Here is a 27000-nt window from a genome sequence, read left to right on the forward strand (position 1 = left end):
ACAGGCAATGAGTACCCGCCATTTTTTGACGTTATTGGATTTTAGCAAAGAAGAATTGATGCAAGTGATTAAACGCGGCAGTGAACTGCGTTTGATGCAGCATGAAGGGGTTATTTATCAGCCTTTTGTCGGTCGTACCTTGGGGATGATTTTTGAAAAATCGAGCACCCGTACCCGTATTTCGTTTGAAACAGGGATGGGACAATTTGGCGGTCATGCCATATTTCTATCACCTCGTGATACCCAGCTTGGTCGTGGCGAACCGATTGAAGATTCAGCACGTGTCATCTCACGCATGGTCGATATCGTCATGATTCGCACCTTTGAACACAGTATTGTTGAAAAATTCGCCCAGTATTCGCAAGTGCCTGTTATCAATGCGCTCACTGACGAGCAGCATCCTTGTCAGCTACTAGCCGATATCCAAACCTTTATGGAACACCGTGGCAGCATCGAAGGCAAAACGGTGACTTGGATTGGAGATGGCAACAATATGTGCGCTTCTTTTATCCATGCCGCGCATCAATTTGGCTTTCAGCTGCGGGTTTCCGCCCCTTATGGGTTTGAACCCAATGCCGACCTTATCAAGCAGTATTCACACTGTGTCGAGCTGGTCGAAGATGTTAATGAGGCGGTCAAAGGCTCGCATTTGGTTGCTACCGATGTATGGGCAAGTATGGGACAAGAAAGCGAGCAAAATACTCGTGCGCGGCGATTTGCCCAGTACATGGTGACCCGCTCATTACTGGATAAAGCCGATCCAGACGTCTTGTTTATGCATTGTCTGCCTGCCCACCGCGGCGAAGAAATCTCCTATGATTTGCTTGAGGATCCGCGTGCTGTGGTGTGGGATGAAGCCGAAAATCGTCTGCATGCCCAAAAAGCATTGATGGAATTTTTGTTAACCGATAAAATCAAACTCGCCTAATCTATGTGGTCTGGGCGTTATCTTTGCGCCCTGCTCTGCCATCATCATTATCTTAACCGCTCGAATTCTTAACCGATAAAGCAAACGGAACATAGCCATGTACTTTGTGCTCTCGCCTGCCAAAAATTTGAATGAAAAAAGTGATTTACCTTTTGATTTTAGTCAACATTACACCCAGCCTGCTTTGATGGCGCACGCTTGCGAGTTGATGGGTGAATTAAAAACATTAGCGCCAACTGATTTGTCGGCGCTGATGAGTATCTCAGCTAAACTTGGGCAATTAAATGCCGTGCGCAACCAAAATTGGCGATGGGATACTACCCAGCCATTTAGCACCGATCATGCTGATATACCTGCTAAAGCGGCGCTGTATTTATTTGATGGCGATGTCTATACAGGTTTGGCAGCGCAGCAAATGACTGAACAACAAGTGCACTATTTAAATGAGCGATTAGGAATATTGTCTGGGTTGTACGGCTTGTTAAAACCGCTTGATTTGATGCTACCCTATCGCCTGGAAATGGGCACAAAACTAAAAAATCCCAAAGGCGAGAATTTGTATCAATTTTGGGGCGATACGCTTACTGATTTAATCAATCAACGCATGGCAGACAATGAACAAACAACCTTAATCAATCTCGCTTCCAACGAATACTTCAAGTCCGTCAATCCCAAAAAAATCAATGCAGAAATTATCACGCCCCGTTTTGAAGACGGCAAAAATGGCCAATATAAAGTGGTAAGCTTTTATGCCAAAAAAGCGCGGGGCTTAATGGTGCGTTTTGCGGCAGAGAACCAATTGACCCAAGTGGAAGAGCTTAAAGCATTTAATTTAGAAGGTTATAAATTTGTGGACCATGCGTCGAGTAGCACTGAATATGTGTTTAGAAGAGAGGTTAACTGATGGATAAAGTATCTGCCCAGCAGCGTATTGATGAGGTTCAAGCCATTTATCGTGAGTGGCTTGCCCTACAGCCCAAACTTGTACAAGCGCAAAAAGACTGGAAAAAAAGCGTTAAGTTAATGGCACAGCTTGAAGCGTTTTATTTGCAAGGCGAGTATCGAGACTTATTTGAAAGGCTTGAGCACGGCGAAGACTTGAACTTGACCACGGAAGGTGAATATAGCGTCATGTCAGAAGATGCCATTTGGAACGCCATACAGGAACAGCAGCAGCAACTTTGGCAATTGCTACACTTTGCTGTAAAGCATTTGGACAAATCATAGAAAAAACCCTGTTAAACTTACGTCTAACAGGGTTTTGATTTAAGCTATAGATTATAACTGACTACTATAGACGAGATGTAATACTAGATTACATCATGCCGCCCATACCACCCATGCCGCCCATACCACCCATGGCAGCAGCGCCAGCATCGTCTTTTGGCAAGTCAGTAATCATTGCTTCTGTCGTGAGCATCAAGCCTGCTACAGACGCCGCATTTTCAAGCGCTGAGCGAGTGACTTTGGCAGGGTCTAGGATACCCATTTCTAGCATATCGCCATATTCACCAGTCGCTGCGTTATAACCGTAGTTACCTTGACCGCCTTTGACTTGGTTTACCACCACAGATGCTTCATCACCTGCGTTGGTCACGATTTGACGAAGTGGTGCTTCCATCGCACGGCGTAGAATGTTGATACCCGCGGCTTGGTCGTCATTGTCACCTTTGACATTATCAAGCGCAGAGATAGCACGAACCAATGCCACACCACCACCTGCTACAACGCCTTCTTCGACGGCAGCACGAGTTGCATGCAAGGCATCATCCACACGGTCTTTTTTCTCTTTCATTTCAGTTTCAGTCGCCGCACCGACTTTAATAACTGCCACACCGCCTGCAAGTTTAGCAATACGCTCTTGTAGCTTTTCTTTGTCGTAATCAGAGGTTGATTCTTCCACTTGGCGACGGATAGAGGCAATACGATCTTCGATTTCAGTTTTTTGACCGGCACCATCGACAATCACGGTGTTGTCTTTACCAACCGTCACTTTTTTGGCAGTACCTAATACTGATAAATCCGCAGTTTCTAAGCTCATGCCCAGTTCTTCTGATACAACTGTACCGCCCGTTAAGATCGCGATATCTTGAAGCATCGCTTTACGGCGGTCACCAAAACCAGGGGCTTTAACAGCACAAACTTTTAGACCGCCACGCATGTTATTCACAACCAAAGTTGCCAAGGCTTCGTTTTCGACATCTTCAGCAATAATCAGTAAGGGTTTACCAGATTTCATCACGTTTTCAAGTAGTGGAATCAACTCACGGATGTTGCTGATTTTTTTATCGACTAACAAAATTAATGGGTTTTCTAGTTCAGCGGTCAACGTATCTGCTTTATTGGCGAAATATGGGCTGATGTAGCCACGGTCAAACTGCATACCTTCAACGACTTCAAGGGTATCTTCAAAGCCTGAACCTTCTTCAACCGTAATCACGCCTTCTTTACCCACTTTTTCCATCGCCTGAGCGATTAATTCACCGATAGTTTGGTCAGAGTTAGCTGAGATAGAGCCGACTTGCGCGATGGCTTTGCTGTCATTGGCTGGGGTTGAAAGCGCATGGATTTGTGCAACAACGGCACGTACACCTTTATCGATACCACGTTTTAAGTCCATTGGGTTCATGCCAGCGGCAACTGATTTCATACCTTCTTGCAAAATCGCTTGGGCTAAAACAGTCGCTGTGGTAGTACCGTCACCTGCAACATCATTAGTTTTGCTTGCAACTTCACGCACTAATTGTGCGCCCATGTTCTCAAATTTGTCATCAAGTTCGATTTCTTTGGCCACTGATACGCCATCTTTAGTGATGGTTGGCGCGCCAAAAGATTTGTCAATAACCACGTTACGACCTTTAGGACCCAATGTCACTTTGACCGCATTTGCGAGTACATTGACACCATCAATCATTTTTGCACGGGCATCAATACCAAATTTTACATCTTTAGCCATGTTAAATTCTCCAAATTATAAGTTTTTATTTGTATAAGGTAGTCAAATTGCTACCACGGTTGCTATCAATTACTTTACCAAGCACTTAACCAGTTAGAGTAACACTGGGTAAATTAACGCTAGGTAAATTAAGACTAAGTAAATTAGCTTTTAGGTAAAAAACGATTGTTTAAAACAGTGACTGATTAACCTTCAATCACACCCAATACATCGCTTTCTTTCATAATCAATAATTCTTCACCATCTACTTTAACCGTTGAGCCGGCGTATTGACCAAAGAGTACTTTGTCGCCGACTTTGACGTCGAGCGCACGTACATCACCGTTTTCACGGATTTGACCATTACCTACTGCAATGACTTCCCCTTGAGACGGTTTTTCTTGGGCGCCGCCTGCTAGTAATAAACCGCCAGCCGTTTTTTGTTCTTCTTCGCTGCGACGCACCACGATACGATCATGTAAAGGACGAATTGCCATAATCTACTCCATAAATTAACTGTTAAATTATTGTTTGAAAGCCGTAGTTAGCTTTGAAAGCTGTGATCAGCTCAGAGGTTAGCTCAAAAGACCACCGCTATTTTGCCGACCACAAAAAGATGATAACTATCTGTTTGCATAAATAATCATATGCTTATTACATGTTATCAATTCACTGTCTAACAGTGGGGATGTATGCCAATTTGTTCAAGCATAAATTTGAGAAATTTTGCAATTTGTTGTCAATTTTTTAACCCTTTCACCCAAATACCGCATAAAGACTGTCGTTTATTGCACAATCACAATCTTTTGTTAACTGGCTTGTATTTGCTTGCCGTCAATACTACTGTATGCATACCAAACAGATTTAACCTTATCTTATGAACGTTATTTGATGGATGAAACATGAAAAATTCTTTAGTAAAAAAACTGTTAGTAAGTACTTCACTCGTGTCAGCGATGGCTATCACCTCTATGGCGAATGCAGCAGTTGCCCCTTTTAATGCAACCTATAATTTTAATATTGAAGGCAAATACAATGGTACCGCAAGCCGTGTATTGACCCAAACTGGCAATCAGTATTTTTATAACGTTAATGCAAGTGTCGGTAAGTTAGCCAGTGCCAAGCAAACCGCCAATTTTGTCAATGCCAATGGCGCTATCTTACCGGTGAGCGCGTTAACCCAATACAAAATTCTGGGGACGGGTCGTACTACCACATTGAACTTTAATAACGCAAAAAAACAGCTGGTCACCAATTATAAAGGTCAAAACAAAGTCATTGCTTTGCCACAGTCTGCCTATGATGATTTAAGTTTGGAAATTCAAATTCGGGAAGATTTAAAAGCAGGAAAATTCCGTGGTAATTATTACATGGCAGATCGCAATACAGTTGAAGCGGTGCCCTTCAAAAAATCTGCCATGACTCGCATTACCGTGCCAGCGGGCACTTTTGATGTGGTGCGTATCGATCGCGTGCACGATGACAAAGACCGTCGAACCAGTTTTTGGTTAGCCCCAAAACTTGATTATCTACCTGTCAAAGTCGTTCAAAACAATGATGGTAAAAAAATGGAAATGAATTTGGCTAGAGTAAATTAATACTTTGTCATGTTTTGACTCAAACACCGATTATATTAATCGGTGTTTTTTTATGTTTATGTCACTGTAAATACGCTATTAGTGACTTATCAGGTCAGAAATTGGCGCTATTGATGGCACTTTTGCTTACATCGAACGAATCACCATTGACCCATCGATTAGTGGCAAAGACAACGCTGCCACCACCCCTTCGCCAACCACGTACGAAGAAGGTCGCGATACCAACAACATGGCGCTAAACTATAATTTTATCAATTATGGGGCAAAAGCAGACGTCAACGATAAAGTCAGTGTGGGTGTGTTTTTTGACCAGCCGTGGGGCGCGGATGTTGAGTTCACCGGCAATAACAACTTTGTCAATGGTACTGTCAGCGCGCAGCAGGTTGCTGGTGCAGGACAAGCGGCGCTAGCCGCCGCCACAGCTGAAAAAACTGCCGCCGCCGCTGCAAAAGCAGATCCAACCAACAAAACACTCGCTTATAATGCGGCTACCGCGCTTAAAACCGCACAGCAAGCAGGGGCAGTCTACAATTTAGCAAGCAATATCGCTCAGCACCCCAACGAAGGTACCAACGTCTCTGTTGATAGTAAAAACTTCACAGGTTTGGTGGGGGTCAAATTTGGCGAAAAAAATAATTGGCAAGTATATGGCGGGCCTGTATTACAAAAATTAGAAGGTGAAGTGCATTTACGCGGTAAAGCCTACAATTCTACCCAAGGTTATGATGGTATCTTTGCCCAATCAAATGGTTATGGTTGGATGGCAGGTTTAGCCTATAGCAAACCTGAGATTGCGCTTAAAGCGGCGTTGACTTATCGCTCTGAAATTGATCATGACACCGTAGCATATGAGTCCATGCCTGCAACTGGCGAATCAGGCAGTTATGACATGACCATCACTACCCCAAAATCCGTGAATGTTGACTTTCAAACAGGTCTTAATCCAACCACGCTGTTGACCGCAAAACTGCGCTGGGTACCTTGGAGTGATTTTTCAATCAAACCACCTCTGTATAATGCAACGACCAAAAAAGCCACCGGGGCGGATTTTAAACCCCTATATCCCAATGGTTTAAACTTGATTGATTACTCAGATGATGGCTGGGCAGCAGAAGTGGGCTTGGGTAAAAAATTAAATAACCAATGGGCGGTATCAGGCTCAGTGGGTTGGGATAGCGGCGCGGGTGGTCCCATCACCACCTTAGGACCTGTCGAAGGTCATTGGAATGTAGGTTTAGGCGCCAAATACAATGTTACACCCGAAGTCGCCGTGTCGGCAGGCGTGAAATACTTGATGTTTGGCGATGCCAAATCAAAAATCCCCAATGGCGACTTAGTGGGTGATTTTCAAAACAACGATGCTTGGATTTATGGGCTGCGTTTAACTTATCAGAAGAAGTAAGTCTCATAAAAAAAGCCTATCACGTCGATAGGCTTTTTTATGTCGATCCATTAATCGCGATGTTTACCATCCACCTCTAATCCCAACATGTCAAGCAAGGCTGCCATGCTTGCAGATACCGTGATATTGGGGTTGGTGACCAAACCCAAATAGCGTTGCAACTCAACAGGGGTATCCATATTAATCGGCTGTAAATCTTGATTGACTAAGGTTTGCGGTAACACCGACCAACCTAACCCAACCGATACCAACATACGAATTGACTCTAGCGGATTGGTGCTCATCGTGGCATAGGGTTTTAAGTTATATTTGGCAAATTCAGCTAAAGTGATTTGGCTGGTAAAGGTATTGGCGGCGGGTAGAATCGCTGGATAATTCGCCAATTGCTCAAGCGTCACGTTCATTTTATGCGCCAGTGGCGATAAAACACCCGTCACAAAATGCAGCGGATCTGACCATAGCATATGATAATTTAGACGTTTATCATACACAGGGGGTAGCGTTAAAAAAGCCAATGACAAGTCGCCATCAAGTACCGCTTTATGCGCTTGCTCGGAATCGACAAAATGCACTTCGAGCTGTACCGCAGGATAGCTTTGGATAAATTGTTTGAGAACCGCTGGCAAATGATGTAAGCCAATATGATGACTGGTACCAATAATCAGTTTGCCTGACACCGTTTGCTGGCGGTTTTTAAGATTAATTTTTAGATTATCGTAATCATCTAGCCAGCGTTTGGCATGGGGTATCAAGTCATGCGCCGCTTGGGTTGGGATAATACCACGACCCACGGTATCAAAAAGGGTGACATCAAATTCGTCTTCTAAGTTTTTGATACGCTTACTTACTGCAGGCTGTGTAATAAATAGTTTATCAGCCGCCTGCGAGATACTACCTGTTTGCATAACCGCTAAAAAAGTATTTAAATTTGTGGTATTCATCTTTCCCCCAAAACTAAAACCCTACCATTTGATATAAATAAAAGTTTCATTCTTTAAAAAATACATTAAATAAGATTATAAGACAACGTATGCACAAATACAATTTATTTAATCGTCCAATACATTCCTAAAATTTTTATAAAATATAAAAATCATCAATTAAAATTATCATTTTTCTTTGTTATAATGGCGTTATTGTTTACCCGATTACTACGCCCTTTTATAAAAAAACCATAGGATATGTGTCATGGCAGCGCAAACGCTTTATGATAAACTTTGGCAAGACCACTTAGTCAATCAACGAGACGACGGTTCTAGTCTTATCTATATCGACCGTCATTTATTACACGAAGTCACAAGCCCGCAAGCATTTGAAGGCTTGTCATTGGCAAATCGTGACCCTTGGCGTTTGTCAGCAAACGTCGCTACCCCTGACCATAATGTCCCGACAGTGGCAAGCGAACGTAAAGAAGGGGTGGCAGGCATTAAAGATGACGTCTCTCGCTTGCAAGTAGCCACACTCGATGAAAACTGTGCCAAATTTAACATCACGGAATTTACCATCAATGACGTGCGCCAAGGCATTGTGCATGTGGTAGGTCCAGAACAAGGTTTGGTGTTACCTGGGATGACCGTGGTGTGTGGCGACTCACATACCGCAACCCATGGTGCGTTAGGCTGTCTTGCCCACGGCATCGGTACCAGTGAAGTTGAGCATGTATTGGCAACGCAGTGTCTCGTGCAAACCAAGATGAAAAATATGCTTATCAAAGTCGATGGTAAATTGGGTGAAGGTGTCACCCCAAAAGACGTGGTACTAGCGATTATTGCAAAAATCGGCACCGCGGGCGGGACAGGCTACGCCATTGAATTTGCAGGCGATGTGTTCCGTGACATGAGCATGGAAGGACGTATGACCGTGTGTAACATGGCGATTGAAGCCGGCGCACGCGTTGGTATGGTAGCCGTTGATGACACTACCATTGAATACGTCAAAGGTCGTCCCTATGCGCCTACCGGTGAAATGTGGGATAAAGCCGTGGCTTACTGGCAAACCCTACATTCAGATGCCGATGCCGTGTTTGATACCGTCATTGAAATGGCAGGCGCGGACATCGCACCCCAAGTATCTTGGGGCACCTCCCCTGAGATGGTGGTGGATATCAGCGCACACGTCCCTACCCTAGATGCCGCAAAAGATGACGTCCAAAAAGAGGCTTGGACACGCGCCTATGAGTATATGGGTTTGACCGCGGGTCAACCGGTCACTGACATCAAAGTCGATCGGGTGTTTATCGGCTCTTGTACCAACTCACGCATTGAAGATATTCGCGCGGCGGCGGCTGTTATCAAAGGTCGCAGAGTCGCAGATAGCGTTAAAGAAGCGATTGTGGTAGCCGGTTCTGGGTTAGTTAAACAACAAGCAGAAAGCGAAGGGCTGGATAAAATCTTTACCGCAGCGGGTTTTGAATGGCGGGAGCCAGGCTGCTCGATGTGCCTCGCCATGAACGCGGATAAATTGCAGCCAAAAGAACATTGCGCCAGTACCTCCAATCGTAACTTTGAAGGTCGTCAGGGCAATGGCGGACGCACCCATTTGGTCAGCCCTGCCATGGCAGCTGCCGCGGCATTAGCCGGTCATTTTGTTGACGTGAGAAATTTTTAAGGTAGAACTATGAAAAAATATACCCTTGAGCAAGGCATTGTCTGCCCACTTGATCGCTCTAACGTGGACACTGACCAAATCATTCCAAAACAATTTTTGAAATCTATCAAACGCACAGGATTTGGTGCCAATTTATTTGATGAATGGCGTTATTTGGACGAAGGCTATCCGGGTCAAGACAATAGCAAACGCCCCATTAACCCGGATTTTATTTTGAATCAGCCCCGTTATCAAGGTGCTAACATTTTGCTTGCGCGTAAAAACTTTGGTTGTGGTTCAAGCCGCGAGCATGCCCCTTGGGCACTCGAAGAATACGGTTTTCGTACGGTGATTGCGCCAAGTTTTGCCGATATTTTCTACAACAACTGCTTTAAAAACGGCATGTTGCCAGTGATTTTAAGCGAAGATGCGGTCAGTGAATTGTTTGCCGAATGTTTTGCCCAAGATGGCTATCAATTAACTGTGGATTTAGAAAAACAGCAAGTGATTTCACCCTCTGGCAAAAGCTATGCGTTTGACGTCGATGAATTTCGTAAGCACTGTCTGCTCAACGGTTTAGACGATATTGGTCTGACATTGCAGCAAGCTGATAGCATCAAAGCGTATGAAGAAAACGCCAAACAATCACGCCCTTGGGTATTTGGCACAGGGGCGGCTTAAAGTGCTGCTTGGTTAGGTAAATGTACAATGTCAGTAGCGCTTCATCATTGATGATTTATCATTGAGAGCTTATCCATCATCTATCCCAACCTGCGTATAAGCCGCGTCTAAAAAGGCATTTTTTGACAAAGGTTGGGATATTGGTTATGTTAGTCACATTTTAATGTGCCTAGGACTGTGTTTAAATCATGGCATCATCCGCCATGGTTATCATCATCTAACTGTGGCAACCCTGTTACTGCAATTTTTTAATTGCTTTTTTTGATTTGAGGGAATAATGACCATGATGTTTACGAAGCGCTTTTTTCGCCCTGAGTGTTTGCCTGTTGTGGGCATTGCGATTTGTTCGGCAGTGGCGCTATCTGGCTGTCAATCAATGACAAAGCAGCCAAGCGCACGCGCCAAACCCTCAGTGGTAACAGCGCCGCAACCGATTGCTGCAGGCAAAAGCACACTAAAATGTACCGGTATTTATGCCTGTGAAATCAATCGTATTGGCACGTTGTCAGTTATCGATCAATCGACTCACACCCCGAGCGCTACACTTGGCAACCATAGCCAAGAGACTAGCCCAGTGACCGTCACACCTTTGATGAGTAAGCCGCAGAGCAAATCTACTATACCAAATTACTTGGTAAGTTTTCCCAGTGGTCAGCACGTGGTTGCCACCCGTTTTTATTTGGATGAGGATTTGACGACGGTTGAAAGTTTTAGTTTTATTCATCGTTTTGAAAGCGGTAAACGCTATGAGCTCAAAGCCTACCGCCAAATTCAAAAGACCGATTATAGTTTACTAGCGCAGTCTGCCCCAACGCCACTGTGTATTGATTTGTATGAAAATGCCGAACTTACCAATCAATGGTGTAAAAAACCCAATCAGCAAGGCGCTTTATCGAATGAATTTGTAAAGGTGGCTTTATAGATGCACCTTAAAGCCTCACGCAAAAGCGCCTCTCAAAAAAGCGCCATTCAATAACGCCTGATTCAATTATTTTTTAGAAACTAACAAAATTTTAAAAGCTGCTTTGTCAGCAAAAAGTTGTGGATTAACGTGAAGGAAGTAACATGACAAAACAAATCGCCGTATTACAAGGTGATGGTATTGGTCCTGAAATCATTGGACAAGCTGTCAAAGTATTGGACAAATTAATCGAGCAAGGCTTGGACGCTCACTATGAGTATGGGCTGTTAGGTGGCTCAGCGTATGATGCGCATGGCTCACCCTATCCAGAAGCTACCCAAACCCTGTGCCGCAAGGCTGATGCGGTATTGCTCGGCGCTGTAGGCGGCCCACAGTATGACAACCTTGAACGCTCAGTGCGCCCAGAGCGTGGATTACTGGCGATTCGTAAAGACTTAAATCTATTTGCCAATCTTCGCCCAGCCATTCTTTACCCAGAGCTTGCCAATGCCTCAACTTTAAAACCTGAAGTGGTATCTGGGTTAGATATTTTGATTGTCCGTGAGCTCACCGGTGATATTTATTTTGGTGAACCACGTGGTATTCGCACGCTTGAAAACGGTGAGAAAGAAGGCTACAACACCATGAAATACAGCGAATCAGAAATTCGCCGTATCGCCAAAGTCGCCTTTGAAGCGGCGCAAAAACGCGGTAAAAAACTCTGCTCAGTTGATAAAGCCAACGTACTTGAGACCACAGAGTTTTGGAAGCAGATTTTCACCGAAGTCGCTGCCCAATACCCAGATGTTGAATTGACTCACATGTATGTCGACAATGCAGCGATGCAGCTGGTCAAAGCCCCAAAACAGTTTGATGTGATTGCCACAGGCAATATTTTTGGCGATATTTTGTCAGATCAAGCCTCGATGCTGACTGGTTCTATTGGTATGCTACCATCCGCGAGCTTAAATGACACAGGCAAAGGGCTATATGAACCATCGCATGGTTCTGCCCCTGATATCGCCGGTCAAAATAAAGCCAACCCATTGGCAACCATTTTGTCATTGGCGATGCTGTTACGTTATAGCCTCAATGATGAAGCCCGTGCCACACAAGTTGAGCAAGCAGTGCAAAAAGTATTGCAGCAAGGATTACGTACAGGCGATATCTTTGAACAAGGCACCACGCTGGTTTCTTGCTCAGACATGGGTGATGCAGTTATCGCTAACTTATAATCTTTGATTACCCTAATTTTTATCCTGCGTTAAAGGTAGTGTTAGCCCGTCTAACCTGCCTTTTTTTATAGCATTTTTGCCAACATTTTTTTGAAAAATTTGTAAAATCCTGCTTATCTTCAACTGGGTTTTGCTATAGTATGCCATTATCGTTTCTCTAAAACTTCGATGACCTTCCATCCTCACTTGCTAAATTTTTCTTAAAATTCAATGACTATGTCTTCTTATCATAAAATATTACCTTGCTTTACAAGCCTATTGCTTGCTATCAGTTTATCTGCCTGTCAACAGTCACCCAATCAAGCGATGGATGTACCCACAGTTGCGACAGCAAGTACTACAGTTAGTACTGCAGCCAGTACAACCGCAAGTGTCGCTGCCTCTTCGCCTACCCCAACGCTAAAAGCCAATGTCAGTCAACAGTTTATTGGCACAAGCTTAGTGCAGCAACGACTGAAACAAGCTTTGCCAGAGATTGCCTACACCACTGATAATTTACCGATGGTTGCCCAGCAAGTAAACCAAGTGAGTTGGTCACCCACAGGCGCTATTGATTTGCCAGCCATGCCTGCCTCTGCGGTAGTCGCGTCACAAGCCGCATCAACCGCATCTGCTTCAGCGACCCCATCTGCGCCGAGTTTTCAATCAACTATTGACTATGCTGCACTCAAACAATCTGCTAATGACAATCCGTCATCCGTGGCTAACAAAGACGCGTTACCATCAAAACAAGTGTTCATTAAGCCTGATGAACTGCTGGTATTTAAGACCCAAGCACTGCTTAATTGGCATGGGCATAGTGTGGGTGCGGTGACAGGGATAATGAATAAAAACACCATCAAAGCGATGCAGATTTTTCAGCAAAAGCACAATCTGCCCGTAACCACCACGATGGATGAAGCCACTTGGGCGGCGTTAACCAGCAACGAGACGTTAAATAAGCAGCCGATTTTTATCAATTATCAGCTGACGCGCGATGATTTGGTTATCACCAAAGCGCCCAGAGACATGCAATACAAATCAGCGCGTGAAGCGGTAGCTGAAAAATTTCATATGAGCCAAAAACTGGTGAGTCGATTAAACCCCACCACGCCACTCAAAGCGGGTAACATTATCACTGTCTACAATCCCTATCAGCCCAATATGACGGAAGTGACCAAGGTTGTAAGCGATAAAAAGAAAAATATTCTATACGCCTATGCCGCTAATGGTGAGCTGGTTGCAAGCTATCCAACAACCGTGGGTTCCAACTATACCCCCTCACCGTCTGGCAGTTTAAAAGTTAAAAACCGTGTATTAAACCCGACCTATAATACTGATTTTTCTTCCAAAGAAAAGTGGCTACCACCAGGACCTAACAATCCTGTGGGGCGCGCTTGGATTGGGTTATCAAAACGGAGCTATGGTATTCATGGCTCGCCTGAGCCTGAGTTAATCAGCGCACAAAAATCACACGGTTGTGTGCGTTTGACCAATTGGGATGCGCTAAGTCTGTATGGCACGATAGCCGATGGGGCGGATGTGGTATTTGAATAAGTTTATATTGTATAGGCGTTAAATAAACACCCCAAAATTTGGGGTGTTTGATTATTACGACTCCTGTCGCCAAACTTGTTTTCTCAAATCCTGCTTGGTCTGTCTACGTTGTTTCTTACGGGCGATTTCAACATCGTCTTTTTCATGCAGTCCGCCTTTTTGCAAAAGCGGATTTAACGCCAAGTAATTACGGGGTTTAACAGCTAAATTGGATTGAGCGATTGACGGATTTTTCTCAAGCTCTTCGCCCATTTTGATGAGTTGTTTTTGGTTTTTCATGGTTTATCCTTTAATACACATCACTTGTTTGAGCGTATGGATGACTTCGACCAGCGCCGACTGATTTGCCATTACCGCATCAATATCTTTATACGCCTCTGGAATTTCATCCATCACGCCCTTGTCTTTACGGCACTCCACGCCCGCCGTCTGTGCTCTTAGGTCATCAATGTTAAAATGCCGAATTGCTTTGCCACGGCTCATGCGTCGCCCTGCCCCATGTGAACACGAACACAACGCTTCGCTATTGCCTTTGCCTTTGACGATATAGGATTTTGCCCCCATCGAGCCAGGGATAATGCCAAGCTCGCCCTCATAGGCAGAAATTGCCCCTTTACGGGTGACGTACACATCCTCACCATAGTGGTGTTCTTGGCTAACATAATTGTGATGGCAATTAATCGCCTCGCGAGTCAAGGTAAAATGCGGCAGTTCACGCTGTAGCACATTGACAATGAGTCGCATCATCTCGCGGCGATTCTCCAACGCATAATCTTGCCCCCACTGCACCGCCTCAAGGTAATCGTCAAAACTATGGGAGCCTTGAGCAAAATACGCCAAATCACGGTCAGGCACATGCCCAAAGCGGCTTTGCTGCTCCTTTTTGGCAAGGGTAATAAAATACTCGCCAATACAGTTGCCAATGCCGCGACTGCCCGAATGCAGCATCACCCAGACATCCTCATTTTCATCGATACACAGCTCAATAAAATGATTACCACCGCCCAGCGTACCGAGCTGTTTTGCCCAAGTTCGCTCAAAGTTGCGCAGCATTTTGAGTAGTCCCTTGTGCTTATCGGTGATGCGCTTTAAGCGTTTGGCAAGCGGGTCAAGCGTAGTCATTTTCACCGTGATGGATTGGTGCTGGTTAAAACCGACAGGGACTTTGGCTTCAATCGCTGTACGGATTTTAGCCAGATTATCGGGCAATTGGTGGGCTTTGAGCGACAGTCGCACCGCATTCATGCCGCAGCCGATATCCACACCCACCGCCGCAGGAATAATCGCATCTTTCGTCGGAATCACACTACCCACAGTCGCACCCTTGCCCACATGCACATCAGGCATCACCGCAATGTGGTGATGGACAAATTCAAGCTGGGCAAGATTACGCAACTGCTGGATGGCTTCTTGTTCAATATCTTTGGTAAATACTTTGACAGGTACGCCATGTTGCGCAGATTTATTTAATACTAATTGAATACTCATATATTTTTTCTGTTTTAAGGCTAAATTCACACACCCTTAAAATTTTTAGCGTAGCAAATTTAGACCAATAAGTGATAATTAAAATTTTTTAAAATAACTTTGATAAGTAAATTTAAACAATAAAACGTCGTCCAATCGTTTGACACGACTGGCAAACAAGACTGACACACGTAAATGCGTTTGAAAAATTAATTGCTCTGAAAAAGTTTGTTATCCCAGGGTGCGTTTTAGCTATCCAACGATTTCTGTTACATGTAAAAATAGGGACATGGAAAAATAGGGAAATTTTAGACAACAAAAAACCCAAATCGTTACCATCACAACAAACACAATCAAAAGCCAATATTCGCTTTATTATCTGTCAGTTACTATTGATGGTGATGCTTTGGGTTTAGTAAATCAAAATCGGTAAATGTAGAGCGTATGGCATATACGCGGTTAAAAACCAAATTTTAATTAGTTAAAACAGACGGCAGACACATCAACAGTGTTGTTTAGACGTTTTACGTTATGAGTAAGTACAGACATCATGTGTCTCCTTTTTCCCTTTTGCTAGGGTGGCGGTTTTGGCGATGGTACTAACATCAGAATGCCAAAACAGAGCTGAAATAAAAGTTTGAGTGCATTCACAGTTTGATATGTTATCAAAACTAATGAATAATCGGCATACTATAAAGCTTTATTTGTCGATATGCAAATTTTTTTATAAAAAAACCAGCGACATAGGCCACTGGTTGTTTATAAGGCTTAAGGTAAAAATTAAGCTGGGATACGAAGTACTTGACCTGGATAGATTTTATTTGGGTCAGATAATAATGGTTTGTTGGCTTCAAAGATTTTGTTGTATTGGTTGGTATCGCCATACACTTCTTTTGAAATTTTTGACAGCGTATCGCCTGATTTCACTGTGTACATACGAGATTCTGGCTCTTGCGTCGCAACCGTGATATTGTCTTCCACTTGTGCAACATACTGTACATTACCTGCCGCTAGAATGGCTTTTTCGCGCTCTGCTTGGTTAGCAGCAGAACCATTAATAGTTACTTTGTCAGTGTTACCGTCATAGTTGACTGATAGATTGTCAATGTGTGCGTTTTGTTGGATGCGCTGAATCAATAAGTTTGCAATCTCTTGAGCAGATGGCTCAGTAGAGGCGGCAGGTGCTGCGGTTGGTGCTACGTTTGATGCAGGTGTCGATGCTGGCGCAGCGTCTTTGTTACGATGAAAGATTTTATCACCGATATCTTTTGCAAAACTAAATAGTCCCATTTGTTTTCCTTATGTTGTAATATTTTAATGCACTCTTTTTAATGTGCAATTTTTAATGTATGGTTTGTTGAAACTCCTAAATAATCATTTCAACACCTCAAATTACTAGAACGACCTCAAATCACTACAATGATAATCGTGTTAATTATGGCGTTATTCTAGTTGCCCTCTAGATTAGCAAAAACTTAAATTGATGAGCACGACTATTTAGTAAAAGAATGTTACTGATTGCAAGTATCCTTTCATTTGTTACCTCATTTATTACGTCATTTATTACGTCAATTTTCTATGCCATTTATACCATTCATTCCATTAGGGGATAATGGAGAAAAACACAAAAGTGGCTAACATGACCAAATGGATGATGCCATGTAAAAAAGTGGTGCGCCCGGTACTTAAAGTATTGATGGTTATCATGAGCGTAATGACCAGCATTAGCCCTTCTTTGGCAGACAACCCAAACATGACAGGCGTGGCTGTGAAGATTGAATAAAGCGCGATAACAGGAATTGTCAACGAAATAGACGCCAAAGCCGAGCCTAACGCCAAATTTAAACTGTTTTGCAGTTGGTCGTGGTAGGCAGCTTTTACCGCAGCAATAGATTCAGGCAACAGTACCAAGGCAGCAATGATAATCCCTAACACGATTTTTGGCATACCCATCGCCAGCAGCGCCGCTTCCATCGCAGGCGACAACATCTTAGCAAGACCCACGACCGTCACCAAACTGAAAAACAAAAATCCCACACTCATCGCCGTGGTTAGCGTATTATCACTGTGATGCTGATCATCTACACCGTCGGCAATAAAATAATCACGGTGACGAATGGTTTGGGTAAAGATAAATGCGGCATACAAAATCAAACAGCAAATCGCTACAAACAGCAGCTGAGCGCCAATCATAAAACCGCCTGCAGCAGAGGTGGTAAAATTGGGTAAAATAAATACGATTAATGCAATCGCCAATAACACACTAATTGCCGCTTTACTGCCATGCAAACTATAACGCTGTACATAATTTTTGATACCACCGATTAACAGGCAAATACCAATAATCCCGTTACAAATCAGCATGACTGCTGCAAATACCGTATCACGGGCAAGCACCGCCGCATCGGTGGGTGTACTACTACTCATGAGTGCCAAAATAAGTGCCACTTCAATCACAGTGACCGCCAATGCCAAAACCAACGTACCAAAAGGCTCACCCACTTTGTGAGCAATCACCTCAGCGTGATGCACAGCAGCAAAAACTGACCCCATCAAAAAAATCGCCGTCACGGTATTCATGATGATACCCGAGGGATGCCAAATCAAATGCACCGCAAGCACGAAAGCGGCGATACTTGGCGACAATAACGTCCAAATGGGTAAATTGATATTAAATTTTTGGTTCAGCCAAAATGTTTTTGCCATATCCCCTCCGCTCTATCTATATTTTCTAATTTATCATATAAATAGATAATATGGTCAAAAATATCAAAAATCAATTAAAAATGAAATTATTTCTCATTACTTTGTAATTTATGCCAGTAAATTATTGGTGTAAGACCAACAAAACCAATTAGCATACTCACCAAAAAATGCCATTGATAGCCCAAAAAATGCGCCATATAGCCGCTGGCAAAATGCGCTGAGCCGCCCAACACCGTCAACAGACAAACCTGCACGGTAAAATCACTCCCCGCATTGGCAGGGCGTGAATAATGCATAATGGTCGTGAGCATCGCAATCAGCGCCAACGATGCACAAAAATGCTCCAGCGCATTGACAACATATAGCCACAAAAAATCCGTGAGTAACTGATGATAAAACCCGTAAGCCACCAAGCCATATAACCCTGTGGTCAGCGCTTGGGCAAGATTAAAATATAGCAGGGACGTAAAGTGAGTGAGTCGTTTCATCAAAATTGTGGCGACCCCTGCCCCAGCGACTGAGGCCGCCGAGCCCAAAATAGTTGCCCAAAAGCCAATTTGCTGTAAGTTGAGTCCAACATCGACCATCATCGGTTTGACCATACCGCTTGAAATGCCATCAGCAATTTTGAAGGTCAGTAACACGCCTAGCCAAGCCAGCATCTCACGCGATGACCAAAAATACTGATAATGGTGGCTAAGGTAATTTTTTAGTGCCTTAAAACTGCCAGATTTTGCTGCCTGTACTTGTTTTTTGGAAGGTATAACCGAGGTGTGGGTGTGCTCTTTAAAAAACACAATGGGCACGGTATTCATTGCCACCAAAGCCGCCATGGCAAGAAAACTGTTGCGCCAGCCCCATTGTTCTAACAGCATCAGTAAAACACCGCCACCGACAATAAGTCCCAGCCGATAGCCGATGACTTGTACGGCATTGCCTTGGCTTTGGCGATGATGGTGATTGGGCGTCTGAGTCATCAAATCAGGCGCAGGCATATCATGGGTCAGCGGTTCTTTGGGCGCCATAGCCGCTTTAAGCAAACGGGTTGCTAGCCCATCCGTCGCCACATCGTGTGTCGCACCAATAAGACTTAAGGTAAATAACATCCCATACAATGTCATTACCGAACTGGTTTGTGCCAAATTATGCGGTTCAAAAAACGCCACCGCAACCAGTATGACAATCGACAGCCCTTGCATCGGCAAAATCCAGCTTTTGGCGCGTCCGATTTTTTGTGAATAGTAGCCGTCCACGACAGTAGCCCACAAGAATTTAAGCCCCCAAGGTACCAAAATCAGCCCCGACCAACCAATGGCAACCAGTGAGACTTTGTATTCACGTAAAATCGCTGGCAAAGCTTGGGTGATAAATCCTGCGGGCAAACCTTGAGCCAAATATAAGGTCAGCAGTAAGCCCAAGTTTTTATAGTGGGTCAAATGAGAATTTGATGGTGGCGCTGGCGACTTTGATAACGGCATAGGACTATCACAGGTAGATTATTTTTATAATAATGAGAAGGGCGTAAAACCTACGCCCTCATATAACAAGATAAACTGCAATGATAGCAAATAACGGATGAAAAATTAGTTAAATACCACCGTTTTATTTCCTGTGACAATCACCCGGTTTTGTAGATGCCAACGCACGGCACGGGTCAGCACGCTACGCTCGACATCTTGCCCAATCGCCCGCAATTCTGCCACATGGTGGCGATGGCTGACACGGTGTACGTCTTGCTCAATAATTGGTCCTTGGTCAAGGTCGGCTGTGACATAATGCGCGGTAGCACCAATCAGTTTGACCCCTTTTTCATAGGCTTGGCGGTATGGATCAGCACCGACAAAGGCCGGCAAGAACGAGTGGTGAATATTGATAATTTTCATGTGCCAGGCGGCGGTAAATTCAGCGGACAAAATCTGCATATAGCGCGCCAGCACTAGCAAATCACAATCTTGCACCAATGCTTGAATCTCGGCTTCTGCTTCTACTTTATTGTCTTTGGTCACAGTCACTTGATGAAATGGCACACCAAAATTTTCTACCGCTTGGCGCAAATCATGGTGATTACTAACGACACAGGTAATCTCACAATCTAGTTGCCCTTGTTGCCAACGCCATAGCAAATCAAGGAGTGCATGGTCATATTTTGACACCAAAATCGCCACTTTTTTACGTTTACTATTATCAAATAGTTTCCATTCCATTTGATAGATGCGAGCGACGGTATGCTCAAAACTACCTTTCATATTATCGATGATATTGTCTAAATCATTGATAGCCATTTCAAGGCGCATAAAATATTGACCGCCTTCGGGCTCAGTCGAGTATTGGTCAAGGCTGATAATATTGGCGCCATAACGATAAAAAAATTCGGATACAGCTTGCACAATGCCTGCGCGGTCTTGGCATTTAATCAATAAAGTTGCAGTAGCTAGTTGGCTCATGAGGTACTTCTTGTGTTCAATTTTCAAAAGATGCCATTGTAGCGATTTTTGTGTCGACAAAGAAGTCTAAACCTATCAAAAGCCTTGTTGGATATAAAAATTTTCTTGAGATTCGCTTACCCCACTGCCTTTTAGCCTAACTTTTAATCTATCTTTTAACCTGCCTTTTAACCTAAATTACCCAAATCAACTTCGGTTAATCGCCAGCGCCCTTTTTTCTTTGAGCGTCCACCTGCGCTTTGACCACCGATTACCGCGGCGCCGCCGAGCAATTTATTCAGTGTCTGACTATGATAGGCATGACAAATCGCACACGCTAACCCATCTGCCGCATCCGCTTGCGGCTGTATCTCAAGGCTCAACAAGCGCATCACCATAAGCTGAATCTGCTCTTTGTCTGCCGCGCCATAGCCACATACCGCTTGTTTGATTTGCCGTGCGGTATATTCAGCTACTTGCAAATCTTTGGCAACCATGGCGGCAATCGCTGCACCCCGCGCCTGCCCGAGCTTAAGCGCGGTGTCGGGGTTTGATGCCATAAATACTTGCTCGATGGCGGCGGTCATGGGTTCATTGGTGTATTTTTGATAATGCTCAACGATACGGCTAACCCCATCAAATATCCGCTTTAACCGCTCGGGCATGGTTTCCCCTTGGCTGTAAGCATGAATCGTGCCTGCATCCAAATGTTCAAGTTTATCCCCACTCAACCGAATGATGCCATACCCTGTCAGACGTGAGCCTGGGTCAATACCAATAAAGATACTCATAAAAGATACTCATAAAAGATGCTCGTAAAACATGCTCATAAAAAAAGATACCCACAAAACAACTTTACTAAAAATGCAGTCGAAGCTAAAAAAATCGAAACTAAAAATGCCGTCAAATTATAGCATTTATCAAAAATTTAACGAAAAAATTGCTGAATTTCAAAAAACTATTTGATAGTTTTATGCATTACCCCCATCATTATTGCATTGGTTAATGATGCATCGTTTGTTCTTTATAGTTTATTCACAATTTAGGAATCGTATTTTCATGGGAAACATAGTTGGGATTGCCATTGTCTGGTTGATTATTGAGATGCTGGTTTGGTATCTAATCGCACAATTTGTCAGTGGCTGGTGGGTGTTTTTGTGGTTTGTCGTGGCCGGCTTTGTGGGTGCCGCACTCATTAAAAAAGGCATAGCTACCTTAAAACCGATGGCTGGACAAGCGCAAGCTGCCATGCTTAACCCTGCCATGCGTCCCAATGAAAATTCCGTGGTGAAAGCGATTGCTTTTGCAGTGGCAGGTATCTTGTTGGTACTACCAGGTATTTTGAGTGATATTGCAGCACTTATTGTGTTATTACCCGCGGTACAAAATAAGTTCAAAGCCTTTGCCAAAGACTACGCCACTAAAAATCCAGAAAAATTGATGCAAATGATGGCAAGCAAAATGGGCGGTATGGATCCCTCAAAAATGGGTGGCTTAGGGGGTCTTGGCGGCATGGGTGGACAAAACCCGTTTGGCAGTCAAAATCCATTTGGCGGTATGGGCGGACAAAGTCCATTTGGGGGCTTTGGTAGCAAAAATAACAACGGCGGTAAATTTGGCACGACCATTGACGGACAAGCCAAAACGGTCAGCTCGAACGCCAAACGCATCACTCGCTCTGCCAATGATGACTAAACAATGGATAAAAAATTGACTGTTAAACATTGATAAATTTAAGGCATCCCTAGTATGCCTTTTTTTATGCCCTATTTTTGCGAAAAACTGGGTTTACTTTTTGCAAAAATTCATGCAATGTGATTTACTTAAGACAAAATTTGTTATATAAAACCTATAACGATACAATCTGTTTCGTTTTGGAATTTTTAGGTTTGAGCGTAATTTTTATTTTTGGTAAATGTTTTTATTTTTGGTAAATGATATTAACAACATTGGTTAGCGACAAGGAGTGAATGTATGACCAGCAAAGTATATGACAGCGCAGCTAGCGCACTTGAGGGCGTCATCAAAGATGGACAAACGATTGCGGTGGGTGGTTTTGGTCTGTGTGGTATCCCCGAAGCTTTAATTGAAGCGTTGCGAGATAGCGGCGTTAAAGATTTGACCTGTATCAGCAATAACGCTGGTGTGGATGGTTTTGGTTTGGGATTATTGCTAGAGACTCGCCAAGTCAAAAAAATGATTGCGTCGTATGTCGGTGAAAATAAAGAATTCGAACGGCAGTTTTTATCGGGTGAATTGGAAGTGGAATTGACCCCACAAGGGACGCTGGCAGAAAAATTGCGTGCAGGGGGTGCGGGTATCCCTGCGTTCTTTACCGCCACTGGCGTAGGCACCCAAATTGCTGAAGGTAAAGAAGAACGTGAATTTGACGGTCGTCAATATATCCTTGAGCGCTCATTAGTCGCTGACGTGGCACTGGTCAAAGCCCAAAAAGCCGATAAAGCAGGCAACTTGATGTTCAACAAAACCGCGCGTAACTTTAACCCAGATGTCGCCACGGCAGGTAAAGTCACCATTGTCGAAGTTGAGCAATTGGTGGAAACTGGCGAGCTAGACCCTGACCAAATTCATTTGCCGGGTATTTATGTGCATGGAATCGTGGTCAATGCCCACCCAGAAAAACGCATCGAAAAAGTGACGACTAAAGAACAGACAAATTAGGATATAAGGAGATTACCATGGCATGGACTCGTGAACAAATGGCACAAAGAGCCGCAAAAGAACTACAAGACGGCTTTTATGTCAATCTAGGTATCGGTTTACCGACCTTAGTGGCGAACTATATTCCAGAAGGCGTCAACGTTTGGCTACAATCAGAAAATGGGCTGCTTGGAATTGATGAATTCCCAACACCCGATAAAGTTGACCCAGATCTAATCAATGCAGGTAAACAAACCGTCACCACAGCGACTGGTGCGAGCTTTTTTTCAAGCTCACAGTCATTTGCCATGATTCGTGGGGGCAAAGTCAACCTTGCTATCTTGGGGGCGATGGAAGTTTCAGACACTGGCGATCTTGCCAACTGGATGATTCCTGGCAAGATGGTTAAAGGCATGGGCGGCGCGATGGACTTGGTCGCAGGCGTTCAACGCGTCATTGTATTGATGGAACATACCAACAAACATGGTGAGCCAAAAGTATTGGCTGAATGTACGCTACCCTTGACAGGCAAAAAAGTAGTGAATCGTATCATCTCTGATTTAGCCATCATGGATGTGACCGATAACGGTCTAAAACTGGTTGAGCTGGCAGACGGTGTCACGTTTGAAGAATTACAATCAAAAACGCCTGTGAAAATTGCTCAGTGATTGTGTTAAAGCTAAACATTCCAATGCACTCAAAAGGACAGCCACCCTGTCCTTTTTTTATGGGTATGGCTTTTTTACTTTCGGTGATTTGTCCTCTATAATGATATTACTATCAACATTTATCCAACACCATGATTGCATCTCGCTTCTCTCATCCCAAATTTATCACCGATGAAGACAATCCGTTGATTGATCGTAAATATCCCAATGAGATGGCTGCCGATGACGGCGTGGCATTGCCGCAAATTTATCGGTTTGACTTTACAGAAGTGCCAGATTTTAGCCAAACAGTGATGCAAATCATCCCGGTGATTGATGCGCCAAATATCATGGTTATGCCCAATGATCATGAAGCAATATTGGAAAATGTCACCCTTGCTACTGATAAATCTGTGCACATGGCTCAACAAACGACGTCATCGGCGGCGCCCACTTCGCTCAACAATCCCCTTACTTCTCAATCGCTAACCAGCAAAATCCCATCAAAAACACGCTCAAATCGCCAAGTCGTTGCGCAAGCAAGAGCCCAAGCGAAACAAATTGAGCAGCAAAAGCAACTTGAAGAACAGCAACGCCAAGCACAAGAAATCGCGCGCTATCAGGCAGAAGTTGAAGCCGCGCTACTCAATCCCACACTGCATGAAGGACTGCTCAATCAGCGCAAATCCATTGCCGAATCACAGGCAGTGGTCAACAAACATGCGATTTTTGGCGAGCTTGCACAGGATTTGCAAACCATTCAATGGCTTGATTCAGACATGACTGAGCAAAGCCGAGCAATGTATGAAAAAGCGGTTAGGCTGATTCAAACAGCGCAATCAAATGACAATGTATTAGAAAACAGTGTACCCGAAGAAAATGTCCCAGCAGAAAATATAGTCGAAAACACCATATCAGCAGATAATTTGGCAAAAGCCATACAAATAATTGATGAATTTGCCGAGAATGGTCTTGCTGATGCATTGCTGCGTCGAGCGCTGTGGCTATTTGAAGGCAATCACTTACTCAAGATTTCTCAAAACTCCCAACAAGCCTTGCTACTGTTGCAACAAGCAGCCTCGCAGCATGATAATCGTGCGGAGAAATTACTCAGTAAACTGTACTATGCAGGACATGGGGTCGAGCAAGATAGCGAGATGGGCAAATACTGGCTAGAGCTGGCTGCGGCACATGGTCACCCTGACGCCATGCGCATTTCACAAGGTATTGCCACCCTGTCATTACTCAAGCAAACCCAACGCGAAGATACAAGCTATGGCAAAAAAATGGCGCTTGCGACTGCGGCGCTGATTATGTTCATGATACTGATATTTGTAGCAGTTAAAATTTAAAGAATTGGATGAATGCTGTGATTTGGATGTTAAACAAGGTTAAATATCCAGACCACTACCAAAAAATTTAGCCATCAGTTGGGTCGTCAGATGGCACTAGTACGTCCTCATCATCGCTATCCTGACGCTCATCACTCTTATGCTCATCATCAGTAGGCTCATCGCTCGCTAAGTTTGGCGTCAGCAGCGGATAATTGTTTAAGATATAACAAAACAATTCAGCCGTTTTTTGGGTGTCATATAAAGCAGAATGCGCTTCATTACCATCAAATTCTAGTCCAGCGAGTTTGCACGCTCTCGCCAGTACCGTTTGACCAAACGCAAGCGCGGATAAGGTAACGGTATCTAACACGGAGAACTGGTGAAATTGGCTTTGATTTTTGCTATGGGTACGCTCAATTAAAGCATTTAAAAAGCTGAGGTCAAAATGCGCATTGTGCCCTACCAAAATACATTTGGTACATTGGGTCGATTGACGCACCGTTTTTAAATATTTAAAAATACGGCGAATGGCGGTTTTTTCATCTTCGGCAATGGCTTTTCGCATCGGGCTGTGCGGATTGATGCCGGTGAATTGCAGGGCGCGCGCTTCAAGGTTTGCCCCTTCAAACGGCTCAATATGGGCGTTGACCGCCTCACCTGGGTAAAAACGCCCGCTATCATCCATCAAAATTGGAATACAGGCAATCTCAAGCAAGGCATCGGTTTTTGGATTGAACCCTGCTGTCTCTACATCCACCACCACGGGCAAGTAATTGCGAAAACGGTTGGCAATAGTCATGGGTTCAGTTGTGGCGGTCATACGTTACCTTGCGGAAAAAAAACAGAAAAAAATAAAGGGTGAACAATCATACGGCTAAATTAAATGGCATCACTTTCCAGTCCAGCGTTTGTCCAGCCATCAGCGGGGTCAAATCTTTACCGTCAAGATAAGGATAATGCTCGGGGACTTGCCAGGCTTCACGCACCAAGGTCACTTTATCACTATTGATAGGCAAGCCATAAAATTTTGCCCCGTGAATACTGGTAAAACCTTCTAGCTTGTCAAGTTTGCCCACGCTGTCAAAGGCTTGCGCATACAAGGGCAGCGCAATCGATGCACTGTAACAGCCGGCACAACCGCAAGCATTTTCTTTGGTATGCGTCGCATGAGGCGCAGAGTCAGTGCCAATAAAGAATTTGGGATTGCCACTGGTTGCCACATCAAGTAATACTTTTTGGTGACTTTGGCGTTTTAAAATCGGCAAGCAGTAAAAATGCGGTTTAATGCCGCCCACCAGCAGGTGATTGCGATTAAACAATAAATGCTGCGGGGTAATCGTCGCTACGACATTTTTGCCCTGTGACAACACAAAGTCAGCGGCATCACTGGTGGTGATGTGTTCAAAGACGATTTTTAATTTTGGAAATTTATCAATGAGATTGACCATCACTTCATCAATAAAGCGTTTTTCACGGTCAAAAATATCAATATGATGGTGCGTCACTTCACCATGTACCAACAGCGGCAAACCCAACGCTTCCATCTTGGCAAATACATCGGTGCAATGATTGATATGGCTCACCCCATCCGCAGAATTGGTGGTCGCACCTGCAGGATATAACTTGACTGCTTTTACTACACCTGAATTAACGGCGGCTTCGATGTCTTCTGCCGTCAGTGACTCGGTCAAGTAAAGCGTCATCAATGGCTCAAATTGCTGGGAGATGCTGTCATTGGGCACTTGCGCCAAAATACGCTCACGATAAGCGATAGCATCAGCGGCAGTTTTGACGGGTGGCACCAAATTTGGCATACAAATGGCGCGGCGAAAATTGGCCGCAGCATGTGGCACCGTCGTGGCAAGCGCCTGCCCATCCCGTAAATGAATATGCCAGTCATCAGGTGCAGTAATAGTAAATGTATTGATAGGTGCAGTCGATGCGCTCATGATTTCCTCGA

General features: G+C 44.1%; 26 protein-coding genes. 14 read left to right on the forward strand and 12 right to left on the reverse strand.

Annotation, left to right across the window (positions count from 1 at the left end):
- Window positions 1-7: 7 nt before the first annotated feature.
- The 3 genes from argF to RT064_RS07500 all read left to right on the forward strand — a co-directional run bounded on the left by argF (window position 8) and on the right by RT064_RS07500 (window position 2155).
- A complete protein-coding gene (gene argF, locus RT064_RS07490) occupies window positions 8-928 on the forward strand; it encodes an ornithine carbamoyltransferase (RefSeq protein WP_007114922.1) in 921 nt (306 codons plus the stop codon).
- Between the two features lie 97 nt (window positions 929-1025).
- Window positions 1026-1832, forward strand: coding sequence for a peroxide stress protein YaaA (gene yaaA / locus RT064_RS07495; protein ID WP_313062676.1), 807 nt, complete (start codon window positions 1026-1028; stop codon window positions 1830-1832).
- Entirely contained in the window at window positions 1832-2155 is a 324-nt protein-coding gene (locus RT064_RS07500) for a DUF4298 domain-containing protein (protein ID WP_135888710.1), read from the forward strand. Before yaaA ends, RT064_RS07500 begins: the two co-directional genes overlap by 1 nt.
- An 88-nt stretch (window positions 2156-2243) precedes the next feature.
- Here RT064_RS07500 and groL read toward each other — a convergent pair whose 3' ends face one another.
- Together groL and RT064_RS07510 are read right to left on the reverse strand one after the other, a co-directional pair.
- Window positions 2244-3884, reverse strand: coding sequence for a chaperonin GroEL (gene groL, locus RT064_RS07505; RefSeq protein ID WP_313062677.1), 1641 nt, complete (start codon window positions 3882-3884; stop codon window positions 2244-2246).
- 185 nt (window positions 3885-4069) lie between these two features.
- Window positions 4070-4363 carry a co-chaperone GroES gene (locus RT064_RS07510; RefSeq protein WP_197931485.1) on the reverse strand — a complete coding sequence of 98 codons (294 nt, stop codon included), beginning with the start codon at window positions 4361-4363 and terminating at the stop codon, window positions 4070-4072.
- A 402-nt stretch (window positions 4364-4765) separates the two neighbouring features.
- Between RT064_RS07510 and RT064_RS07515 the strand changes: the two genes are divergently transcribed.
- Together RT064_RS07515 and RT064_RS07520 are read left to right on the forward strand one after the other, a co-directional pair.
- On the forward strand, window positions 4766-5461 hold the full coding sequence (locus tag RT064_RS07515; protein ID WP_313062678.1) for a DUF3108 domain-containing protein: 696 nt from the start codon (window positions 4766-4768) through the stop codon (window positions 5459-5461).
- A gap of 229 nt (window positions 5462-5690) precedes the next feature.
- A complete protein-coding gene (locus tag RT064_RS07520) occupies window positions 5691-6863 on the forward strand; it encodes an outer membrane protein transport protein (RefSeq protein WP_313062679.1) in 1173 nt (390 codons plus the stop codon).
- Window positions 6864-6913: 50 nt separating this feature from the next.
- Here RT064_RS07520 and RT064_RS07525 read toward each other — a convergent pair whose 3' ends face one another.
- Window positions 6914-7804: a LysR family transcriptional regulator gene (locus tag RT064_RS07525; protein WP_095356087.1), complete on the reverse strand. Its 891-nt coding sequence runs from the start codon at window positions 7802-7804 to the stop codon at window positions 6914-6916.
- Between the two features lie 247 nt (window positions 7805-8051).
- Between RT064_RS07525 and leuC the strand changes: the two genes are divergently transcribed.
- The 5 genes from leuC (at window position 8052) to RT064_RS07550 (ending at window position 13802) form a co-directional block, all read left to right on the forward strand.
- Window positions 8052-9470, forward strand: coding sequence for a 3-isopropylmalate dehydratase large subunit (leuC, locus tag RT064_RS07530; RefSeq protein WP_313062680.1), 1419 nt, complete (start codon window positions 8052-8054; stop codon window positions 9468-9470).
- A 9-nt stretch (window positions 9471-9479) separates the two neighbouring features.
- A complete protein-coding gene (leuD, locus tag RT064_RS07535; protein WP_007114912.1) occupies window positions 9480-10130 on the forward strand; it encodes a 3-isopropylmalate dehydratase small subunit in 651 nt (216 codons plus the stop codon).
- A 283-nt stretch (window positions 10131-10413) separates the two neighbouring features.
- The gene (locus RT064_RS07540) at window positions 10414-11052 is read left to right on the forward strand and encodes a hypothetical protein (RefSeq protein WP_313062681.1); all 639 of its coding nucleotides are present in this window, start codon (window positions 10414-10416) and stop codon (window positions 11050-11052) included.
- Window positions 11053-11195: 143 nt separating this feature from the next.
- Entirely contained in the window at window positions 11196-12266 is a 1071-nt protein-coding gene (leuB, locus tag RT064_RS07545; protein WP_160001445.1) for a 3-isopropylmalate dehydrogenase, read from the forward strand.
- A 216-nt stretch (window positions 12267-12482) separates the two neighbouring features.
- Window positions 12483-13802, forward strand: a complete 1320-nt coding sequence (locus tag RT064_RS07550; RefSeq protein ID WP_313062682.1) for a L,D-transpeptidase family protein — start codon at window positions 12483-12485, stop codon at window positions 13800-13802.
- A 54-nt stretch (window positions 13803-13856) separates the two neighbouring features.
- Here the strand turns inward: RT064_RS07550 and RT064_RS07555 are convergent, their stop codons facing one another.
- The 7 genes from RT064_RS07555 to ruvC form a co-directional block, all read right to left on the reverse strand.
- Window positions 13857-14081 carry a hypothetical protein gene (locus RT064_RS07555; protein ID WP_313062683.1) on the reverse strand — a complete coding sequence of 75 codons (225 nt, stop codon included), beginning with the start codon at window positions 14079-14081 and terminating at the stop codon, window positions 13857-13859.
- 3 nt (window positions 14082-14084) lie between these two features.
- Window positions 14085-15290: an RtcB family protein gene (locus tag RT064_RS07560; RefSeq protein WP_313062684.1), complete on the reverse strand. Its 1206-nt coding sequence runs from the start codon at window positions 15288-15290 to the stop codon at window positions 14085-14087.
- 759 nt (window positions 15291-16049) lie between these two features.
- Window positions 16050-16559, reverse strand: coding sequence for a peptidoglycan-binding protein LysM (gene lysM / locus RT064_RS07565; protein WP_313062685.1), 510 nt, complete (start codon window positions 16557-16559; stop codon window positions 16050-16052).
- 312 nt (window positions 16560-16871) lie between these two features.
- Window positions 16872-17975, reverse strand: a complete 1104-nt coding sequence (locus RT064_RS07570; RefSeq protein ID WP_313062686.1) for a calcium:cation antiporter — start codon at window positions 17973-17975, stop codon at window positions 16872-16874.
- An 86-nt stretch (window positions 17976-18061) separates the two neighbouring features.
- On the reverse strand, window positions 18062-19453 hold the full coding sequence (locus RT064_RS07575) for an MFS transporter (RefSeq protein ID WP_313062687.1): 1392 nt from the start codon (window positions 19451-19453) through the stop codon (window positions 18062-18064).
- A 105-nt stretch (window positions 19454-19558) separates the two neighbouring features.
- Entirely contained in the window at window positions 19559-20419 is an 861-nt protein-coding gene (gene purU / locus RT064_RS07580; protein WP_313062688.1) for a formyltetrahydrofolate deformylase, read from the reverse strand.
- Window positions 20420-20586: 167 nt separating this feature from the next.
- Window positions 20587-21189, reverse strand: coding sequence for a crossover junction endodeoxyribonuclease RuvC (gene ruvC, locus RT064_RS07585; RefSeq protein WP_313062689.1), 603 nt, complete (start codon window positions 21187-21189; stop codon window positions 20587-20589).
- Window positions 21190-21457: 268 nt separating this feature from the next.
- Here ruvC and RT064_RS07590 point away from each other — a divergent pair, with 268 nt between their 5' ends.
- From RT064_RS07590 to RT064_RS07605, 4 genes are all read left to right on the forward strand, one after another.
- Window positions 21458-22093: an FxsA family protein gene (locus RT064_RS07590; protein ID WP_313062690.1), complete on the forward strand. Its 636-nt coding sequence runs from the start codon at window positions 21458-21460 to the stop codon at window positions 22091-22093.
- A gap of 279 nt (window positions 22094-22372) precedes the next feature.
- Window positions 22373-23080, forward strand: a complete 708-nt coding sequence (locus RT064_RS07595) for a CoA transferase subunit A (RefSeq protein WP_313062691.1) — start codon at window positions 22373-22375, stop codon at window positions 23078-23080.
- A 17-nt stretch (window positions 23081-23097) separates the two neighbouring features.
- Window positions 23098-23727, forward strand: coding sequence for a 3-oxoacid CoA-transferase subunit B (locus tag RT064_RS07600; RefSeq protein ID WP_313062692.1), 630 nt, complete (start codon window positions 23098-23100; stop codon window positions 23725-23727).
- A gap of 131 nt (window positions 23728-23858) precedes the next feature.
- Window positions 23859-25058: an SEL1-like repeat protein gene (locus tag RT064_RS07605; RefSeq protein ID WP_313062693.1), complete on the forward strand. Its 1200-nt coding sequence runs from the start codon at window positions 23859-23861 to the stop codon at window positions 25056-25058.
- A 67-nt stretch (window positions 25059-25125) separates the two neighbouring features.
- On the opposite strand, the gene rnt is transcribed toward RT064_RS07605, so the two are convergent.
- Together rnt and pyrC are read right to left on the reverse strand one after the other, a co-directional pair.
- Entirely contained in the window at window positions 25126-25860 is a 735-nt protein-coding gene (gene rnt / locus RT064_RS07610) for a ribonuclease T (protein ID WP_313062694.1), read from the reverse strand.
- Between the two features lie 46 nt (window positions 25861-25906).
- Entirely contained in the window at window positions 25907-26989 is a 1083-nt protein-coding gene (gene pyrC, locus RT064_RS07615) for a dihydroorotase (RefSeq protein ID WP_313062695.1), read from the reverse strand.
- Window positions 26990-27000 lie beyond the last annotated feature (11 nt).

Source organism: Moraxella sp. CTOTU49097, assembly GCF_032064105.1.
Classification (GTDB): Bacteria; Pseudomonadota; Gammaproteobacteria; order Pseudomonadales; family Moraxellaceae; genus Faucicola; species Faucicola osloensis_B.

Excerpts from the sequence above, each read along its gene's own strand:
- argF (WP_007114922.1), top strand. The coding sequence starts at position 8 with ATGAGTACCCGCCATTTTTTGACGTTATTGGATTTTAGCAAAGAAGAA.
- yaaA (WP_313062676.1), top strand. The coding sequence starts at position 1,026 with ATGTACTTTGTGCTCTCGCCTGCCAAAAATTTGAATGAAAAAAGTGAT.
- RT064_RS07500 (WP_135888710.1), top strand. The coding sequence starts at position 1,832 with ATGGATAAAGTATCTGCCCAGCAGCGTATTGATGAGGTTCAAGCCATT.
- groL (WP_313062677.1), bottom strand. The coding sequence starts at position 3,884 with ATGGCTAAAGATGTAAAATTTGGTATTGATGCCCGTGCAAAAATGATT.
- RT064_RS07515 (WP_313062678.1), top strand. The coding sequence starts at position 4,766 with ATGAAAAATTCTTTAGTAAAAAAACTGTTAGTAAGTACTTCACTCGTG.
- RT064_RS07520 (WP_313062679.1), top strand. The coding sequence starts at position 5,691 with ATGGCGCTAAACTATAATTTTATCAATTATGGGGCAAAAGCAGACGTC.
- RT064_RS07525 (WP_095356087.1), bottom strand. The coding sequence starts at position 7,804 with ATGAATACCACAAATTTAAATACTTTTTTAGCGGTTATGCAAACAGGT.
- leuC (WP_313062680.1), top strand. The coding sequence starts at position 8,052 with ATGGCAGCGCAAACGCTTTATGATAAACTTTGGCAAGACCACTTAGTC.
- leuD (WP_007114912.1), top strand. The coding sequence starts at position 9,480 with ATGAAAAAATATACCCTTGAGCAAGGCATTGTCTGCCCACTTGATCGC.
- RT064_RS07540 (WP_313062681.1), top strand. The coding sequence starts at position 10,414 with ATGATGTTTACGAAGCGCTTTTTTCGCCCTGAGTGTTTGCCTGTTGTG.
- leuB (WP_160001445.1), top strand. The coding sequence starts at position 11,196 with ATGACAAAACAAATCGCCGTATTACAAGGTGATGGTATTGGTCCTGAA.
- RT064_RS07550 (WP_313062682.1), top strand. The coding sequence starts at position 12,483 with ATGTCTTCTTATCATAAAATATTACCTTGCTTTACAAGCCTATTGCTT.
- RT064_RS07555 (WP_313062683.1), bottom strand. The coding sequence starts at position 14,081 with ATGAAAAACCAAAAACAACTCATCAAAATGGGCGAAGAGCTTGAGAAA.
- RT064_RS07560 (WP_313062684.1), bottom strand. The coding sequence starts at position 15,290 with ATGAGTATTCAATTAGTATTAAATAAATCTGCGCAACATGGCGTACCT.
- lysM (WP_313062685.1), bottom strand. The coding sequence starts at position 16,559 with ATGGGACTATTTAGTTTTGCAAAAGATATCGGTGATAAAATCTTTCAT.
- RT064_RS07570 (WP_313062686.1), bottom strand. The coding sequence starts at position 17,975 with ATGGCAAAAACATTTTGGCTGAACCAAAAATTTAATATCAATTTACCC.
- RT064_RS07575 (WP_313062687.1), bottom strand. The coding sequence starts at position 19,453 with ATGCCGTTATCAAAGTCGCCAGCGCCACCATCAAATTCTCATTTGACC.
- purU (WP_313062688.1), bottom strand. The coding sequence starts at position 20,419 with ATGAGCCAACTAGCTACTGCAACTTTATTGATTAAATGCCAAGACCGC.
- ruvC (WP_313062689.1), bottom strand. The coding sequence starts at position 21,189 with ATGAGTATCTTTATTGGTATTGACCCAGGCTCACGTCTGACAGGGTAT.
- RT064_RS07590 (WP_313062690.1), top strand. The coding sequence starts at position 21,458 with ATGGGAAACATAGTTGGGATTGCCATTGTCTGGTTGATTATTGAGATG.
- RT064_RS07595 (WP_313062691.1), top strand. The coding sequence starts at position 22,373 with ATGACCAGCAAAGTATATGACAGCGCAGCTAGCGCACTTGAGGGCGTC.
- RT064_RS07600 (WP_313062692.1), top strand. The coding sequence starts at position 23,098 with ATGGCATGGACTCGTGAACAAATGGCACAAAGAGCCGCAAAAGAACTA.
- RT064_RS07605 (WP_313062693.1), top strand. The coding sequence starts at position 23,859 with ATGATTGCATCTCGCTTCTCTCATCCCAAATTTATCACCGATGAAGAC.
- rnt (WP_313062694.1), bottom strand. The coding sequence starts at position 25,860 with ATGACCGCCACAACTGAACCCATGACTATTGCCAACCGTTTTCGCAAT.
- pyrC (WP_313062695.1), bottom strand. The coding sequence starts at position 26,989 with ATGAGCGCATCGACTGCACCTATCAATACATTTACTATTACTGCACCT.